Below are 16,613 nucleotides of genomic sequence, written 5' to 3'. Positions count from 1 at the left end.
CCATGACAATAACTCCTCAACAATTGATCGCGCTGCTGCCGCTGTTGATCGTCGGATTGACGGTGGTGGTTGTGATGCTGTCCATTGCGTGGCGACGCAACCATTTTGTCAATGCGACGCTGACCGTAATTGGCCTCAACCTCGCGCTGTTGTCACTCTGGTTTGTCGGCCAGGCAGGGCCGATGGACGTCACGCCGCTGCTGCGCGTCGACGGCTTTTCGATGTTCTATACCGGTCTGGTGATGCTGGCGAGCCTGGCGACCTGTACCTTCGCCTATCCCTGGCTGCAAGGCTTCAGCGATAACTGCGACGAGTTCTACCTGCTGGTGCTGATCGCCGCGCTGGGTGGCGTGGTGTTGGCGAGCGCCAATCACATGGCCTCGCTGTTTATCGGCGTAGAGCTGCTGTCGCTGCCGCTGTTCGGTCTGATTGGCTACGCCTTCCGTCAGAAGCGCTCGCTGGAAGCGGCGCTGAAGTACACCATCCTGTCGGCGGCCGCCTCGTCCTTCCTGCTGTTCGGCATCGCGCTGGTCTATGCCGATTCCGGCAGCCTGAGCTTTGTCGATCTGGGTAAAAGCCTGACCGACAGCATGCTGCATCAGCCGCTGCTGCTGGTAGGCCTGGGAATGATGATTATCGGTCTGGGCTTCAAGCTGTCGCTGGTGCCGTTCCACCTCTGGACGCCGGATGTCTATCAGGGCGCGCCTGCGCCGGTCTCCACCTTCCTGGCGACCGCCAGTAAAATTGCCATCTTCGGTGCGCTGATGCGTCTGTTTATGTACGCGCCAGCCACCGACAGCGAAGCGGTGCGCAACGTGCTGGCGATCATCGCCGTGGTCTCCATCCTGTTTGGTAACCTGCTGGCGATCAGCCAGAGCAACATCAAGCGTCTGCTGGGCTACTCCTCCATCTCCCACCTCGGGTATCTGATGGTGGCGCTGATTGCGGTGCAGTCGCATCAGATGTCGCTGGAAACCGCCGGCGTTTACCTGGCCGGTTACCTGTTCAGCAGCATCGGCGCGTTCGGCGTGGTCAGCCTGATGTCCAGCCCTTATCGCGGGCCGGACGCCGATTCGCTTTACTCCTACCGTGGTCTGTTCTGGCATCGTCCGGTGCTGTCGGGGGTCATGACGGTAATGATGCTGTCGCTGGCGGGTATCCCGATGACGTTGGGCTTTATCGGCAAGTTCTATGTGATCGCGCTGGGCGTCAACGCCTCGCTGTGGTGGCTGACCGGCGCGGTCGTCTTAGGCAGCGCCATTGGCCTTTACTACTACCTGCGCGTCACCGTCAGCCTCTACCTCAGCCCGCCGGAACTGCATACCCGCGATACGCCGGCTAACTGGGCGTTTACCGCAGGCGGCGTGGTGGTGCTGATCTCCGCTATTCTGGTACTGCTGCTGGGTGTTTATCCTCAGCCGCTGATCAGTCTGGTGCAGATGGCGCAGCCGCTGATGTAATCTGCGTTATGACGAAAAAGCCCTGTAGCGATACAGGGCTTTTTTTTGGCCATGGCCCGCGCTTTTCAGTCATATAACAGGGAAACGAGAGCGCCGCCGCTGTTTTTATGTCCGTTTGGGATGTTATAAAACGGATACGGACCGGAAAGCCGGGGAATGTTTGCAGGAGTGAAAAGAATGGAGTTAACCTGGTACGATCTGCACCACAGCGAATTAAACATTCAGCAGCTGTATGAGATTCTGGCGCTGCGCAACCGGGTCTTTATCGTCGAGCAGCAGTGTCCTTACGAAGATATCGACGGCGAAGATTTAGTGCGCGACAACCGCCATATCTTCGCCACCGGCGAAGGGCGGCTACTGGCCTGCGCGCGGCTGTTGACGCCGGTTGACGATCGCAGCCCGGTGACCATCGGCCGCGTGATCGTGACCAGCGAGGCGCGCGGCTTACAGCTGGGCTATCGCTTAATGGAGCAGGTGCTGCTCAGCTGCCAGCAGCACTGGCCCGGTCGCCAGCAGGCGCTTTCCGCGCAGGCGCATTTACAAGCTTTCTATATGCGTATGGGCTTTAAGTCGGTTGGCGATATCTACCTTGAGGATAATATTCCCCATATTGCCATGGTGAGCCAGGAGACTCAGGCGGGCGGAGCGTGACGCTCCGCTAGCGTTTTAACGGCTGAAATCAACAAACGCCTGTAACTGCTTGCTGAGGAAGGTGCGGGTGGCGTCATCCACCAGCACGCCGTCTTTTACCTTATCGGTCACCTGGCCGATCATCGCTTCCGGCTTGTTCATCACACGCGCATCAAAAAAGACCAGAATCTGTCGCAGATGATATTGGGCGCGCGCGCCGCCGATATTGCCCGGCGAGGCGCTCTGGATCAGCACCGGCTTAGCGGCGAAAGGATTGGGCGACACGCGCGACAGCCAGTCGAGCGCGTTTTTTAGCACGCCGGGCACCGAATAGTTATATTCCGGCGTGACGATAATCACGCCGTCAGATTTAGCGATCGCCCCGGCCATCTCCAGCACCGCCGCCGGAAAGCCTTCTTCCTGTAAATCAGCGTTATAGTGAGGAAATTCGCCCGGCGAACCTAAATGGCTGATGGTCACCCCTTCAGGCGCCAGCTCTGGCAGCGTATGCGCCACCGCCGCGTTAAAAGAGCCTTTGCGCAGGCTGCCGACCAGCGTGACGAACTGTTTTTTCTCACTCATCTTTTCCCCACCTTTTTCCATCATGAATAGTGACCTTTCAGTATAAGAGCCATCGCGCCAACGCGCGGCTCTCCGGCGCGAGAAATAAAAACGGCGAGGTTTCCCTCGCCGCTCAGGTTAACTGACCGTCATCTGGCGGTCGTCAACGTACTTGCGCTGGTCCGGCGGCGGCGGGAAGTATTGATAAAGCCAGGTTTCGCTCAGCGTCGCCTCTTTGGTGCGCAGGAACAGACGCATATCCACCGGATCGACGGCGTCGCTGGTGGGGTACCAGTCAAACAGAATGCGATAGCCGTTCAGCGGCTCGACGTAGAGAATCTCTACCTGTTTGATGGTGCCCGCAGAGACGGTAATCACCGGCTCGATGCCCTTCGGCGCGGCGTTTTTCAGATCGCCCCCTACGAAATCGACGGCGAAGCGGCGGCACCAGACATCCGGGAAATGCTCGCCGGGCGCCCAGCCCTCCGGGAAGCCGCCGATACCGGAACGGGTGGCTTCCACGCGTGCCAGCTCGCTTTGCACCGGCGGCAGGCCGCTCCAGTAGAGCTTGTACTGGAAAGCGAGTTCGCTGCCCGCCTTAACCGGTTCGGCTGGCTGCCAGAAGCAAACGACGTTATCCAGCGTTTCGCCGGTAGTCGGGATCTCCATCAAATTGATCGCGCCTTTGCCCCATTTGCCAACCGGCTCTACCCACAGGCTGGGACGCTTGTCATACCAGCCGATCACATCCTGATAATCTTCAAAATCGTGATTCAACTGCAGCAGGCCGAAACCGCGCGGGTTCTCATCCTCATAGGCGTTGAACTGCAGCTTGCGCGGGTTGTTCAGCGGACGGGCGATCCACTCGCCCTTGCCGGACCACATCGCCAGGCGATCGGAGTCGTGGATCTGCGGATGATAGGTATTACACATACGGCGTTCGCTGTTGCCGCAGCTGAACATGCTGGTCATCGGCGCAATGCCGAGCTGACGAATATCGTTGCGCGCGTACAGGTGATTTTCCACCTCCATCACTACCCGTTTCGGCTCGCAGTGGATCACGAATTTATAGGCGCCGGTCAGGCTGGCGCCGTCGAGCAGGGCGTAAACGGTAAAGGTGGTATCCTCCGCTTTCGGCGTTTCAAACCAGAACGCCACGAAGTCGGGGAATTCCTCCTGACCGTTGCTGAAGGTGTTTACCGCCACGCCGCGCGCCGACAGGCCGTACTGATACGTATCGTCCACGGCGCGGAAATAGCTGGCGCCGAGAAACGAGACGATATCGCGGCGCGCCAGCTCCGGCTTTTTAAACGCGCGGAAACCGGCGAAGCCGAGATCGGTTTTGCCTTCCAGCTGTTTGGTATCAATAGCGGTGTTTTGATAGTTGAACAGCTCCGGGCGGAAGTGAATTTCACGCGCTTCGCGGCTGTCGGTATCGACCGAAAACATGCGAATACGGCGTTTAAAGCCCATGCCGACGTGAAAAAACTGAACGTCCAGCTGACGGTTGTCGATGCCGTTCCACAGCGAGTGGTTGGCGTCATACTGAATTGCGTTATAAGCCTGCGGCGTCATGGTCGCCAGCGTTTCTGGCAACGGGCCGGGCGCGCCGCCCCAGGGCTTTTTTGCCATATTGGCGGCTTTCTTCTTCAGCACCTCAAAGTCGAAGCGCGTCGCGGTGCCGTCTGCAATGCCATCTTCCGCCCAGGCGGACTGCGCGAACAGCGTAGATAAGCCGGACATCCCGCTGACGGCGGCAAATGCCATAGACGTTTTCATAAACATTCTTCGATTCATGCCAGAAACGATTTCCTTGTGCTGAACGAGTGTGTAGAGGTCGTGCTTTTGCACCCATTTTCCCCGGCGGGACCCGGGCTACAGTCAGCTACGACAGACGGGAGCGGTAAAAATTCAGTACGCAGGAAATTTATCAGATTATTCAGATAAACCAACGGATTTCGGCCGTTCGTTATCAGTGAATTCCTGGAAGGATGAACAGGCAGCGCTGAAAAAAGTGTCTATAGTTATTGAACATGCATGTGTTTTACACGGAGGAAGAAAATGGCTGTATCAACTGACTCACAAGAAAACCGCGATCCGCTATTAACGGACGACGCTCAGGCAACGCGTGAGCCGCATGAAACGCGCCTGGATGATGACTTAACCCTGCTCACCGAAACGCTGGAAGAGGTGCTGAAATCTTCCGGCGATCCAACCGATCAGAAATATATTGAACTGAAGGCGAAGGCGGAGCAGGCGCTGCATGATGTGAAAGCTCGCGTTAGCGCAGCGTCAGATTCTTACTACTATCGTGCGAAAAAAGCGGCCTACCGCGCCGACGACTACGTGCACGAAAAACCGTGGCAGGGCATCGGCATCGGCGCAGCCGCCGGTCTGGTTTTCGGCCTGCTGCTGGCGCGCCGCTAAACTTTCCCCGTCTTACCAGCCCCTGGCCGCAAGGAGAGGGGCTGGTCTGTTTTTACCGTTGCAACCCCCTTTGCTTTCCTGATTCACGCTCACGCTACGCTGGATAAACCGCCAGGGCAAACCGCGGTCGAACTGTCCTGCGTCAACATTCTGCGCTGGTGACGCTTTTACACTATCTACCTCTTTTTGCTTAAGGAGGTTTTGTGTATTCGCTTCCTGCCGCCTGTGCCGCATTGCTCACTCAGCTGACGCAGATCGATAGCGTCGAAGCGGGCTGTCGCTCGCTTACCGTTCCCCTTGACGCGGCTGGCGACTCACTCGCCTGGCTCAGCGCTCAGCCGCACCGGCCCCAGCTCTGGTGGCAGCACCGTTCCGGCCAGGAGCAGGTGGCGCTCTGCGGCGCCATTCGCCGTTATCAGACGCTATATCAGGCGGAACAGGCATGTCGTCATCTGCCGGTTAACTGGCGCATCTGGGGCGGCAACCGTTTTGAGGCGGCCAACAGCTTCTTCTTTCTGCCGCGCCTGATGTGGCGACGCGATCGCCGCGGCGATCGGCTGACCCTGTTTCTCCACAGCGACAGCTGCCTGCGCGACGATGCGCGCGCCGCCGCGCGCTTTCTGCAACAGCTGCTGCCGTCACGGCCCTTGCCGCCGCTGACGGGAACGCTGCGGGAACGGCAGTGCCAGCCGGAGCAGGCCGAGTGGCGTCGGCGGGTCGAAACCGCGCTGGCGACCATCGACGCTGGCGTGCTGGAAAAAGTGGTGCTGGCGCGCACCGCCAATCTCGTCTGGGACCGTCCGCTGCCGCCTGAGGCGCTGCTGGCGGCCAGCCGCCGCGCCAATCCGCACTGCTATCAAATCATGCTGCGTCTCGAAGATGAGAGCGCGCTGGTCTGCGCCAGCCCGGAACGACTCTGGCTGCGTCAGCAGAACGAACTACTGACAGAGGCGCTGGCGGGCACGGTCGCATGCGACAGCCAGCCGGAAGTGGCCCAACGGCAGGGGCAATGGCTGCTGCGCGACGGGAAAAATCGCCGCGAAAACGGGCTGGTGATGGAGGATATCTGCCAGCGGCTGCACGGCATGGTCAGCGGGCTGGAGGTGATGCCGGTGGAGCTGGTGCGCCTGCGCAACGTTCAGCACCTGCGGCGGCGCATTCATGGCGAGCTGCGCAGCCGCAGCGATGCGCTCTGTCTGCAACGGCTACAGCCGACGGCGGCGGTGGCGGGCCTGCCGCGCACTGCCGCCCGCGCCTTTTTACAGCGGCACGAAGGGCTGGATCGCGACTGGTACGCCGGGTCATTGGGCTTTATTTCACGACAGAAAAGCGAATTCTGCGTCACGCTGCGCTGCGCGTTGATGCTGGGCGAGCGGGTGCGGCTGTATGGCGGCGCTGGCATCGTCGCCGGTTCCGATCCGCTGCTGGAGTGGCAGGAAACGGAGAACAAAATCGCCGCGCTGGCGGCGCTGCTGCCCGGCGAATAGCGCGGGCGCGGCTTATCGTTATCTACCGTCAAGGTTTTCGGGAGGAAGCATGTCCGTCATTAGCTTTAACCGCCGCTGGGCGCAGGTCATCATCGCGACGTTGGCGCGCCATCAGGTGCGCCATATCTGCATCGCGCCCGGCTCGCGCTCCGCGCCGCTGACGCTGGCGGCGGCAAACGAACCTGCGCTGGCCTGCCACACGCATTTTGACGAGCGGGGACTGGGTTTTTTCGCCCTTGGCATGGCGAAAGGGCTTAACGCGCCGGTGGCGCTGATCGTCACTTCCGGCACCGCCGTCGCCAATCTGCTGCCTGCGGTGATAGAGGCGCGGCTGACCGGCGAACGGCTGATTGTCCTGAGCGCCGACCGGCCGCCGGAGCTGATTGGCTGCGGCGCAAACCAGGCGATCGCCCAGCCCGGCATCTTTTCGCACTTCGCCCGCCGCTGCGATCTGCCGCGCCCGATGCCGGATATCAGCGCCCGCTGGCTGGCGGCGACGCTGGACGAGGCGATTGCCGCCACCCGCGCCGGCGCATTGCATGTTAACTGTCCCTTCGCCGAACCGCTCTATGGCCCGGAGGACGACGCCTGGCGTGACTGGCTGTCGCCGCTGGCGGAGTGGCCGCAGCAGGAGACGCCCTGGGTTAGCCACAGCGTCGGCGACGGGCAGGCGCCGCAGCCGGACTGGCTGCGCTGGCGCGAAAAGCGCGGCGTGGTCATCGCAGGAAGAATAAAAGCGGAAGAGGGCGCCGCGCTGGCAAACTGGGCGGAAAGGCTCGGCTGGCCACTGCTGGCGGATATTCAGTCGCAAACCGGTCAGCCGCTGCCCTGCGCCGATCTGTGGCTCAACAGCCCGCGCGCGCAGCGACTGCTAGCGCAGGCGGAGCTGGTGGTGCAGTTTGGCGGCAACCTCGTCAGCAAACGGCTGTTGCAGTGGCAACAGCAGGCGCGCCCGCAGCAGTGGTGGCTGATCGACCCGCTGCCGGGACGACGCGATCCCGCCAGCCAGCCAGGGCGGCGTATCGTCAGCGAAATCGATGTCTGGCTACAGGCGCATCCGGCGCGCGACGCCGCCTGCTGGGCGCCGGAGCTGAGCGCGCTGGCGGCCGCGATGCAGCAGCAGGTCGGCGCGCTGCTGGCGGAGGAAGATGAGGCGCTGATGGCGCACCGGCTGGCCGAACTGCTGCCGCCGCAGGGACAGCTGTGTCTCGGCAACAGTCTGCTGGTGCGGCTGGCGGATGCGCTGGCGCAGCTGCCGGCGGGCTATCCGGTCTGTACCAATCGCGGCGCCAGCGGCATCGACGGCCTGATCGCCACCTTCGCTGGCCTGCAACGCGCCGCGCCGCGCCCCACGCTGGCGCTGCTGGGCGATATCTCCACCCTTTACGATCTCAACAGCCTGGCGCTGCTGCGCCAGGTTGATATCCCGCTGGTGCTGGTCGTGGTTAACAACGACGGCGGACGCATCTTTTCCCTGCTGCCGACGCCGCCCGACCGACGGGAAGCCTTTTTCACGCTGCCGCAGGGCGTCAGCTTCGCGCCGGCGGCGCAGATGTTCGGCCTTGATTACCGGCGCGTTGAAAAATGGGAAACCCTGCATGAAGCCGTCCACCGCGGCTTTACGCGCCGGGGCGCGACGCTGGCGGAGTTCTGCGTGCCGCCGGATCGCGGCGCGGAGGCGTTCGCCCGTCTGGTGGCGTTGGGGGGCAGCAATGATCCTTCATGCCCGCTGGCAGGGCCACCGCCGCAGCTGCAAGCCGACGCTGGTCTGGCTGCACGGTTTTCTCGGTTCAGCCGATGACTGGCTGTCGGTGCAACAGGCCTTCCCTGACTGGCCGATGCTGAGCATCGATCTGCCCGGCCACGGCGGATCGCGCAGCCAGCGCGTCAGCGGCTTCGATGCGCTATGCGAACAGCTGAGCGCTACGTTGCGCCATCACCAGATCCGTAAATACTGGCTGATCGGCTATTCAATGGGCGGCCGTGTGGCGATGTATTACGCCTGTCGGGCGGCGCTGCCGGGTCTGTGCGGGCTGGTGGTGGAGGCGGGACATCCAGGCCTGAGCGACGAACGCGAGCGTCAGGCGCGCCTGGCACATGAACGACGCTGGATCGCCCGCTTCCGCGATGTACCCCTTACCACCACGCTGGAGGCCTGGTATCGCCAGCCGCTGTTCGCCGAACTGTGCGCGCGTCAGCGCAGCGAGCTGGTGGCGCAGCGCGGGGCGGGGCATGGACCGTCGCTGGCGGCGATGCTGCACGCCACGGCGCTCAGCCGCCAGCCCAATCTGCTGCCAGAGCTGCGCGAACTAAAGGTTCCTTTCAGCTATCTCTGCGGCGAGTGGGACAGCAAGTTTTTACAGCTGGCGCAGCAGGCGCGATTGCCGCTGCATACCATCGCCGCCGCCGGGCATAACGCCCATCGCGCCAGCCCCGTCGACTTTAGCCTTTGTCTGGCGCAGCTGCTGCGTCAGCCTGTCTGATCTTATGGAGAATGCAATGCTTAACTCAGATGACCCACAGCTCGCGGCGCCCGTTGAATGGCATGACTGCAGCGGCGACTTTGTTGATATCTGCTATCACAAATCGCCGGACGGCATCGCTAAAATCACCATTAACCGTCCGCAGGTGCGCAATGCGTTCAGGCCGCTGACCGTGCAGGAGATGATGCTGGCGTTACAGGATGCGCGTTACGACGAGGGCATTGGCGTCATTATCCTCACCGGCGCAGGCGATTTGGCCTTCTGCTCCGGGGGCGATCAGAAGGTGCGCGGCGACTACGGCGGCTATCGGGATGAGAGCGGCGTCCATCATCTGAACGTGCTCGATTTTCAGCGGCAAATCCGCAGCTGCCCTAAGCCGGTCGTGGCGATGGTGGCGGGCTACGCGGTCGGCGGCGGCCATGTGCTGCATATGCTGTGCGATTTAACCATTGCGGCGGATAACGCGTGCTTTGGTCAGACCGGGCCGAAAGTCGGCTCTTTCGACGGCGGCTGGGGAGCTTCCTATATGGCGCGCATCGTCGGACAGAAAAAAGCGCGCGAAATCTGGTTCCTGTGCCGCATGTATGACGCGCAGCAGGCGCTGGAGATGGGTCTGGTCAACACCGTGGTGCCGCTGACGCAGCTGGAGCAGGAGACGGTGCGCTGGTGCCGCGAAATGCTGCGAAACAGTCCGATGGCGCTGCGCTGCCTGAAGGCGGCGCTCAACGCCGACTGTGACGGCCAGGCGGGACTCCAGGAGCTGGCCGGTAACGCCACCATGCTCTTTTATATGACCGAAGAGGGCCAGGAGGGGCGTAACGCCTTCAACCAGAAGCGCCAGCCCGATTTCAGCCAGTTCCGGCGCAACCCCTGATGCGCCAGGCGAAACTGTGGCGCTACGCCATTCCGATGGAGAGCGGCGTGCTGCTGCGCGACCGTCGCCTGACGCAGCGGGAAGGGCTGCTGTTGCTGTTGCAGGAAAACAGGCGCCAGGGATGGGGCGAAATCGCGCCGCTGCCGGGCTTCAGCAGCGAGACGCTGGCGCAGGCGCAGCAGGCATGCCTTGCATGGATCGCCGACTGGCTGACCGGCCGGTCCCCCGCAGAAAGCGCGCTGCCGTCGGCGGCGTTCGGCATCTCATGCGCCTGCGCCGAACTTGATGGCGTGCTGCCGAACGCGGCCAGCTGGCAGAGTGCGCCGCTGTGCTACGGCGACCCGGATGCGCTGCTGTTGCAGTTACAGGCGCAGGCTACGCCCTGCGCCAAAATGAAAGTGGGACTGTATGAAGCGGCGCGCGACGGCATGCAGGTCAGCCTGTTGCTGGACGCGCTGCCTCAGCTGCGGCTGCGGCTGGACGCCAACCGCAGCTGGACGCCGGAAAAAGCGCGACAGTTTGTCCGCTGGCTGACGCCGCAGCAGCGCATGCGCATCGCTTTCATTGAGGAGCCGTGCCGCACGCCGGAAGAGAGCCTGCGTTTCGCCGCCGACTGCGACCTCCGCATCGCCTGGGATGAAACGCTGCGCGAGCCGGGCTTCACGCTGCGGACACAGCCGGGCGTGGCGGCGGTAGTGATTAAGCCGACGCTGACCGGTTCCATCGCTCGCGTTCGCCAACTCATTGCTGACGCCCGGCAGTTGGGCCTGGAGGCGGTGGTCAGTTCCGCGCTGGAGTCGAGCCTGGGTTTAACGCAGCTGGCGCGGCTGGCCTGCTGGTTGACGCCGCAGTCGACGCCGGGGCTGGACACGCTGTCGCTGATGCGTCAGCAGCTGGTGCGGCGCTGGCCGGGCTGCGATCGCCCGTTACAGGAGCAGGCGCAGTGGACGCAGATTTACTGAACGGCGATTTTCCCTGGCGCCGCTGGGCGACTGTCACGCCTGACGCCATTGCGCTGCGCGCCGAAGGGGAGCGGATCGGCTGGCGCGCGTTGACGCAGCGGCTGGATGGGTTGAGCGCAGGCTTTCAGCAGCAGGGCGTACGCGCGGGTTCGCGCGTCGCGCTGCGCGGCAAAAACAGCCTGGCGTTGTTGCTCGCCTGCCTGGCGCTGCTGCAAACGGGCGCGCAGCTGCTGCCTCTCAATCCACAGCTGCCCTCCGCAACGCTTAATCCGCTACTGACGGCGTTAACGCCGGATTTTATGCTGAACCTAGCGGAGCCGCTCGTCAGTGGTCCGCCAGCGCTGACGCTGCGCACAGCGGCGCAGCCGCCGCAGCTTGTCTGGCAGCCCGACGCTATCGCTACCCTGACGCTGACCTCCGGCTCCGGCGGCCTGCCGAAGGCGGCGGCGCACAGCTTGCGCGCGCAGATCGCCAGCGCGGCGGGCGTTAATCAGCTGATGAATTTCAATGCGCAGGAGTGTTGGCTGCTGTCGCTGCCGCTCTGTCACGTTTCCGGCCAGGGGATCGTCTGGCGCTGGCTGCTGGCAGGCGGCTGCATGACGATCCCGACGGCTGGCGCGCCGCTGGCGCAGGCGCTGGAAGGATGCAGCTTCGCCTCGCTGGTGCCAACGCAGCTGTGGCGTCTGTTGCAGCAGGCGCGGCGCCCGGCAGGGCTGAAAGCGGTGCTGCTCGGCGGCGCCGCGATCCCGGCGGAACTGGTGGCGCGCGCCGAGGCGGTGGGCATCCGTTGCTGGTGCGGCTACGGCATGACGGAGAGCGCGGCGACGGTGTGCGCCAAACGCGCCGATGGGCGTCCGGGCGTTGGATTACCGCTGGCCGGACGCGAAGTGCGTATCGTCGGCGAAGAGATCCAGCTCCGTGGCGCGACCTTAGCTCAGGGCTACTGGCGGGATGGCCGGCTCTGGCCGCTGACCGATGCGCAGGGCTGGTTTCATACCCGCGATCGCGGCCGCTGGCAGGATGGCGAGCTGCAGGTGTTGGGGCGGCTGGACAACATTTTCTTTAGCGGCGGCGAGGCGGTGCAGCCGGAAGCGATTGAAAATCTGTTGCAGCGGCACCCGGATGTCAATCAGGCGTTTATTATTCCGCAGCGGGATGAAGAGTGGGGGCCAGGCCGGTCGCGCTGCTGATATTGGCGGCGGGCTGTCAACCGGAAAGCGTGGCGGAATGGGCGCAGCCGCAGCTGGCGAATTTTCAGCGTCCAGAGCGCTGGCTGCGGCTGCCGGAGGATATAGGCGACGGCGGCATTAAGCTCTCGCGTCAGCGGCTGGCGCAATGGCTACAGGCGCAGCCGCGCTGACATCGGCGCAGAGATAAAAAAGCCCGGCCGGGGCCGGGCTTTTACCGCTGTCAGGCTACTTAGCGATAAACGCAGCGACAGAAAAAGCAGACCGCGCGATATGGCCGATGTTAGCCTTTCAGCGCTCGCAATGCCGCTTCCACGCCTGCGCCGTAGGCTGGGTCAACCTGGAGGAACAGCGCCAGCTGACGCTGCTGGATAAACTCCGGCACCTGCGCCAGCTCGCCGGCGATGCGGGCGAACATGCGCTGATGTTCCTCTTCGCTCAGCAGATTAAACAGCGCGCGCGGCTGACTGAAGTAGTCATCATCTTCACGATGGTTCCAGTGATCGGCCGCGCCTTCCAGCGACAGCGGCGGCTCGCTGAAGTCCGGCTGCTCCTGGAACACGCCGAAGCTGTTCGGCTCGTAGGTCGCGCCGTTGCCGCTGTTGCCGTCAACGCGCATCGCGCCGTCGCGATGGTAGCTGTGGAACGGGCATTTCGGCGCATTAACCGGGATCTGATGGTGGTTCACGCCCAGACGATAGCGGTGCGCGTCGCCGTAGGAGAAAAGACGGCCCTGCAACATCCGATCCGGCGAGAAACCGATGCCGGGCACCACGTTCGCCGGGCTCATTGCTACCTGCTCAACTTCAGCGAAGTAGTTGTCCGGGTTACGGTTCAGCTCAAACTCGCCCACCTCGATCAGCGGATAATCAGCGTGCGGCCATACTTTGGTCAGGTCGAATGGGTTGTACGGCGTTTGCGACGCCTCTTTCTCTGGCATCACCTGCACGTAGAATTTCCAGCGCGGGAAATCGCCGCGTTCAATCGATTCGAACAGATCGCGCTGCGAACTTTCACGATCGCGGCCAATCAGCAGCGCCGCCTCGTCGTCCATCATGTTTTCGATGCCCTGCTGGCAGCGCATATGGAATTTCACCCAGAAGCGTTCCTGCCGCTCGTTGATAAAGCTGTAGGTGTGGCTGCCGAAACCGTGAATATGACGGTAGGAGCGCGGCAGACCGCGGTCGCTGAAATCGATGGTCAGCTGATGCAGCGACTCCGGCAGATGGGAGAAAAAGTCCCATTTGTAAGTTGGGTTGCGCAGGTTAGTACGCGGATCGCGCTTCACCACATGGTTCAGATCGGGGAATTTCAGCGGGTCGCGCAGATAGAAGACCGGCGTATTGTTGCCCACCAGATCCCAGTTGCCTTCTTCCGTGTAAAACTTCAGAGAAAAGCCGCGAATATCGCGCTCGGCGTCGGCGCCGCCGCGCTCGCCAGCGACGGTGGAGAAACGAATAAAGAGATCGGTTTTCTTGCCCACTTCAGAGAACAGCTTAGCGCGGGTAAAGCGGGTGATATCCTGCGTGACGGTAAAGGTGCCGTAAGCGCCCGAACCTTTGGCATGCATACGGCGCTCCGGAATCACTTCACGATCAAAGTGCGCCAGTTTCTCCAGCAGCCAGACATCCTGTAGCAGCAGCGGTCCGCGGCGACCGGCAGACATGGAATTATTGTTATGGGCAACCGGCGCGCCTGAAGCGGTAGTAAGACCTTTTTTACTCATGTGGCTGTTCTCTATCGGTGTGATTGTTAAAGGTTAAAACTAATTAAATTTAAAATTCAATTGGAGGAACCTATTGTTTAAGCCATTCTGCCGTTAAAGCCGCTGCGCTGACAATCTGGCAAAAGCTATCGCTGCCATCTCTGAAAACGCTTCTCGCCGGGAGATTTACGTTGTATTCGTCACCGCGCCTTTCTACAGTGAAAGCATTAACCACAGGAGGACGTGACGTGATTAGAGTGGAAATGCTCTCAACGGGCGATGAGGTGCTGCACGGCCAGATAATCGATACCAATGCCGCGTGGCTGGCGGATGTGCTGTTTCAGCAGGGGCTGCCGATGAGCAGCCGTTCCACCGTCGGCGACAGCCTGCCTGCGCTGGTGGAGGCGTTAACGGAGCGCAGTCGTATCGCCGACGTGCTGATTGTTAACGGCGGCCTCGGCCCGACCAGCGATGACCTGAGCGCGCTGGCCGCCGCCACCGCCTGCGGCGTTGAGCTGGAGCTGCAACCGGCGTGGCTGGAGAAAATCGAAGCCTTCTTCGCCAGCCGTGGACGACCCATGGCGCCCAGCAACCGCAAACAGGCGGAAATTCCTGCGGGAAGCGAGATGATCGATAACCCGGTCGGCACTGCTTGCGGTTTCGCCGTCACGCTCAATGATTGCTGGATTTTCTTTACGCCCGGCGTGCCGTCGGAATTTAAAGTGATGGTCGAGCAGCAGATCCTGCCGCGTCTGAAGGCGCGTTTCGATCTGCCGGAACCACCGCTCTGCCTGCGGCTGACCACCTTCGGACGCGGCGAGAGCGATCTGGCCGCGGAGCTGGAGCCGTTGGCGCTGCCGGACGGGGTGGTGATGGGCTACCGCTCCTCGATGCCGATTATCGAAATCAAGCTGACCGGCCCGGCCGCGCAGCGGGTGGCGATGGAGCAGGTGTGGCAGCAGGTACGGCTACAGCTGGCGGAATGCACGCTGTTTGAGGGCACGGAAGGGCTGCCTGCGCTGCTGGCGCGTCAGCTTAAGGAACGCGGCCAGACGCTGACCATTAGCGAGCGCTTTACCGCCGGTCTTTTGCAGTGGCAGTTGGCTTCAGGCGAGGCGCCCAGCGTGGCGGGCGAAGTGCTGCCCGCTGGCGAAGAGAGCCTGGCGCAGCTGGCGCACCGGGCGCGCCAGCGGGCGCAAACGCAGCAGGCCGCCGTCGCGCTCTGCGTCGGTTCGCTGCAAAACGAGCAGCTCGGCTTTGCGCTTGTAACGCCGGATGGGCTTTTTGCTCAGCAGGTAAGATTCAACAACCAGCGCCATACGCTGAAAACGCGACAGGAGCTGGTGGCGATGATGGCGATGAATATGCTGCGCCGTTGGCTGCACGGTATGGAAGTGACCACCGGCCACGGCTGGGTCGATATTGTCGAAACGCTGAAGGAATAAGCGGAAAGGCATAAAAAGCGGGCCGCGGCCCGCTTCAGAGTTCGATTTCGATATCGCCGTTGGCTTTACAGCAGCAGGGCAAAGGCGGTTGACCAAAGGTCGACAATAAAGAACGCTGTGGGGAGCTTTTTTAAATGTTTTGAAACGCTCGTACAAGAGCCGCTTGTTGAAGTTTTCGGCGTAATAGCGTTGCAGAAGAGTGCTTTTTATCGCCCTCAATACTGGCTTTCAGATTTTGCAGAGCGGCGTCTGAATCTATTTGCATCTCAGTGGCCAGCAGTTCCAGCATGGCTTTTTTCTCGTGATGAGCAGTGCCGAAGCGTTCAGGCTGCGCGTGCTTATTGTAAGACGACATAACAGGCTTTCCCCTCAGACAGTAATTTCCAGGCGTGCAGCTCTTTTGGCAATAGCGGACGAGGTGTTTTTTTGGGCAGCCCGGTAAGCGGATTATAACGTGGTTCGTTTTTTAACCCAAGCATGTAGTCATAGATCTCTTCCAGCGAAATTTTTCTGTTCAAATCGATCATTCCGCCGGAAGCGGCCTGAAATACAAAGCCGCCAATATTAAACGCTTCAAAGTGAGCAATTAATGCCAGTGAAACCGATTGCAGCACAACGGCACTACCAAGCCCTGCAAAATGAACGTGGCGGAAATCGCCGAGTGAATCCATGCCGTCGAAAGTATCGAAATAAACCTCCGCCATACCGTTGGCAGGAAAAGAAACGCCTTCCGGCATAGCGTAACCCGCTCTGATAAATATGTTCTTATCTGTCAGGCTGCCAATAATAACCGTATATATTTCATTGCCGACAATAAAGATATAGCTGTGATGAATACGGCGATCGTAGACGAATTTTTTCCGTCTCATGGCATAATCTTCAAGATATTCTTCTTTTATAATATGCATCTTTCTGTTTCCATACAGAAAATCAGCTCCCTTCGCCAGCCATTCTTTTTGAGATGGCCATTGCCGTCAAATGAGATGTTCCGATCCTGCGGCATAAGACGGAATTTTTTGTTTTCAAAGCAACGGATAAAAGTAAAAGAACAGGAGAGAAAGGGAAGAGAAGAGCGATGCCGCTTATAGAGGCGCATAGGCCTATAAAGAAAAAGCGGGCCGCGGCCCGCTTCAGAGTTCGATTTCGATATCGCCGTTGGCTTTACAGCAGCAGGGCAGGATCTCGCCCTGCTGGATAAAGGCCAGCGGCTGCCCGGCGTAGCTGACTTCTCCCTTCACCAGGCGCGTGCGGCAGGAGCCGCAGTAGCCTTCGCGGCACTGATACTCGACACAAATATTATTCGCTTCCAGCAGCGCCAGCAGCGAGGGATGCTCGTCGGTGCATTCAAGCTGCGCGCCGGAAACGCGCAGTTTGATCTTCATACCCGCCATA

General features: G+C 61.2%; 14 protein-coding genes and 2 pseudogenes. 10 read left to right on the top strand and 6 right to left on the bottom strand.

The window, feature by feature from the left end; genetic code table 11:
* Positions 1 to 2: 2 nt before the first annotated feature.
* Together nuoN and C2E16_RS14465 are read left to right on the top strand one after the other, a co-directional pair.
* Positions 3 to 1,460, top strand: coding sequence for an NADH-quinone oxidoreductase subunit NuoN (gene nuoN, locus C2E16_RS14470; protein WP_104951548.1), 1,458 nt, complete (start codon positions 3 to 5; stop codon positions 1,458 to 1,460).
* A gap of 177 nt (positions 1,461 to 1,637) precedes the next feature.
* Positions 1,638 to 2,111, top strand: a complete 474-nt coding sequence (locus C2E16_RS14465) for a GNAT family N-acetyltransferase (protein WP_084970674.1) — start codon at positions 1,638 to 1,640, stop codon at positions 2,109 to 2,111.
* A 15-nt stretch (positions 2,112 to 2,126) separates the two neighbouring features.
* Here the strand turns inward: C2E16_RS14465 and C2E16_RS14460 are convergent, their stop codons facing one another.
* On the bottom strand, positions 2,127 to 2,672 hold the full coding sequence (locus C2E16_RS14460; RefSeq protein WP_084970675.1) for an NADPH-dependent FMN reductase: 546 nt from the start codon (positions 2,670 to 2,672) through the stop codon (positions 2,127 to 2,129).
* 117 nt (positions 2,673 to 2,789) lie between these two features.
* A complete protein-coding gene (locus C2E16_RS14455) occupies positions 2,790 to 4,448 on the bottom strand; it encodes a glucan biosynthesis protein D (RefSeq protein WP_104951547.1) in 1,659 nt (552 codons plus the stop codon).
* 264 nt (positions 4,449 to 4,712) lie between these two features.
* Here C2E16_RS14455 and elaB point away from each other — a divergent pair, with 264 nt between their 5' ends.
* The 7 genes and pseudogenes from elaB (at position 4,713) to menE (ending at position 12,244) form a co-directional block, all read left to right on the top strand.
* Positions 4,713 to 5,078 carry a stress response protein ElaB gene (gene elaB, locus C2E16_RS14450; RefSeq protein WP_052133873.1) on the top strand — a complete coding sequence of 122 codons (366 nt, stop codon included), beginning with the start codon at positions 4,713 to 4,715 and terminating at the stop codon, positions 5,076 to 5,078.
* A 203-nt stretch (positions 5,079 to 5,281) separates the two neighbouring features.
* Positions 5,282 to 6,565, top strand: a complete 1,284-nt coding sequence (locus C2E16_RS14445; RefSeq protein ID WP_081981757.1) for an isochorismate synthase — start codon at positions 5,282 to 5,284, stop codon at positions 6,563 to 6,565.
* A gap of 49 nt (positions 6,566 to 6,614) precedes the next feature.
* A pseudogene (gene menD / locus C2E16_RS14440) lies at positions 6,615 to 8,261 on the top strand (2-succinyl-5-enolpyruvyl-6-hydroxy-3-cyclohexene-1-carboxylic-acid synthase); the annotation flags it as partial.
* A 16-nt stretch (positions 8,262 to 8,277) separates the two neighbouring features.
* Positions 8,278 to 9,048, top strand: a complete 771-nt coding sequence (gene menH / locus C2E16_RS14435; RefSeq protein WP_038625111.1) for a 2-succinyl-6-hydroxy-2,4-cyclohexadiene-1-carboxylate synthase — start codon at positions 8,278 to 8,280, stop codon at positions 9,046 to 9,048.
* Positions 9,049 to 9,064: 16 nt separating this feature from the next.
* Positions 9,065 to 9,922 (top strand): 1,4-dihydroxy-2-naphthoyl-CoA synthase, encoded by an 858-nt coding sequence (gene menB, locus C2E16_RS14430; RefSeq protein ID WP_038625113.1) that lies wholly within the window; start codon positions 9,065 to 9,067, stop codon positions 9,920 to 9,922.
* Positions 9,922 to 10,884 carry an o-succinylbenzoate synthase gene (gene menC, locus C2E16_RS14425; RefSeq protein ID WP_038625115.1) on the top strand — a complete coding sequence of 321 codons (963 nt, stop codon included), beginning with the start codon at positions 9,922 to 9,924 and terminating at the stop codon, positions 10,882 to 10,884. The genes menB and menC overlap by 1 nt, the downstream gene beginning before the upstream one ends.
* A pseudogene (gene menE / locus C2E16_RS14420) lies at positions 10,881 to 12,244 on the top strand (o-succinylbenzoate--CoA ligase). Before menC ends, menE begins: the two are co-directional and overlap by 4 nt.
* Positions 12,245 to 12,354: 110 nt before the next feature.
* Here menE and C2E16_RS14415 read toward each other — a convergent pair.
* Complete coding sequence (locus C2E16_RS14415; protein WP_038625119.1) at positions 12,355 to 13,797, bottom strand: catalase; 1,443 nt, start codon at positions 13,795 to 13,797, stop codon at positions 12,355 to 12,357.
* Positions 13,798 to 14,024: 227 nt separating this feature from the next.
* On the opposite strand from C2E16_RS14415, the gene C2E16_RS14410 reads away from it, so the two are divergent.
* Positions 14,025 to 15,221, top strand: coding sequence for a nicotinamide mononucleotide deamidase-related protein YfaY (locus C2E16_RS14410; RefSeq protein ID WP_038625121.1), 1,197 nt, complete (start codon positions 14,025 to 14,027; stop codon positions 15,219 to 15,221).
* A gap of 130 nt (positions 15,222 to 15,351) precedes the next feature.
* Here C2E16_RS14410 and C2E16_RS14405 read toward each other — a convergent pair whose 3' ends face one another.
* The 3 genes from C2E16_RS14405 to yfaE all read right to left on the bottom strand — a co-directional run bounded on the left by C2E16_RS14405 (position 15,352) and on the right by yfaE (position 16,612).
* A complete protein-coding gene (locus tag C2E16_RS14405; RefSeq protein ID WP_084971571.1) occupies positions 15,352 to 15,576 on the bottom strand; it encodes a hypothetical protein in 225 nt (74 codons plus the stop codon).
* Complete coding sequence (locus tag C2E16_RS14400) at positions 15,560 to 16,129, bottom strand: hypothetical protein (protein WP_084971569.1); 570 nt, start codon at positions 16,127 to 16,129, stop codon at positions 15,560 to 15,562. Before C2E16_RS14400 ends, C2E16_RS14405 begins: the two co-directional genes overlap by 17 nt.
* 222 nt (positions 16,130 to 16,351) lie before the next feature.
* Complete coding sequence (gene yfaE / locus C2E16_RS14395; RefSeq protein WP_084971567.1) at positions 16,352 to 16,612, bottom strand: class I ribonucleotide reductase maintenance protein YfaE; 261 nt, start codon at positions 16,610 to 16,612, stop codon at positions 16,352 to 16,354.
* Position 16,613: the final 1 nt, after the last annotated feature.

This window comes from Mixta calida (genome assembly GCF_002953215.1).
Classification (GTDB): domain Bacteria; phylum Pseudomonadota; class Gammaproteobacteria; order Enterobacterales; family Enterobacteriaceae; genus Mixta; species Mixta calida.
Note: the sequence above shows the minus strand (reverse complement) of the source record. Positions and strands in the feature narration are given on the sequence as shown.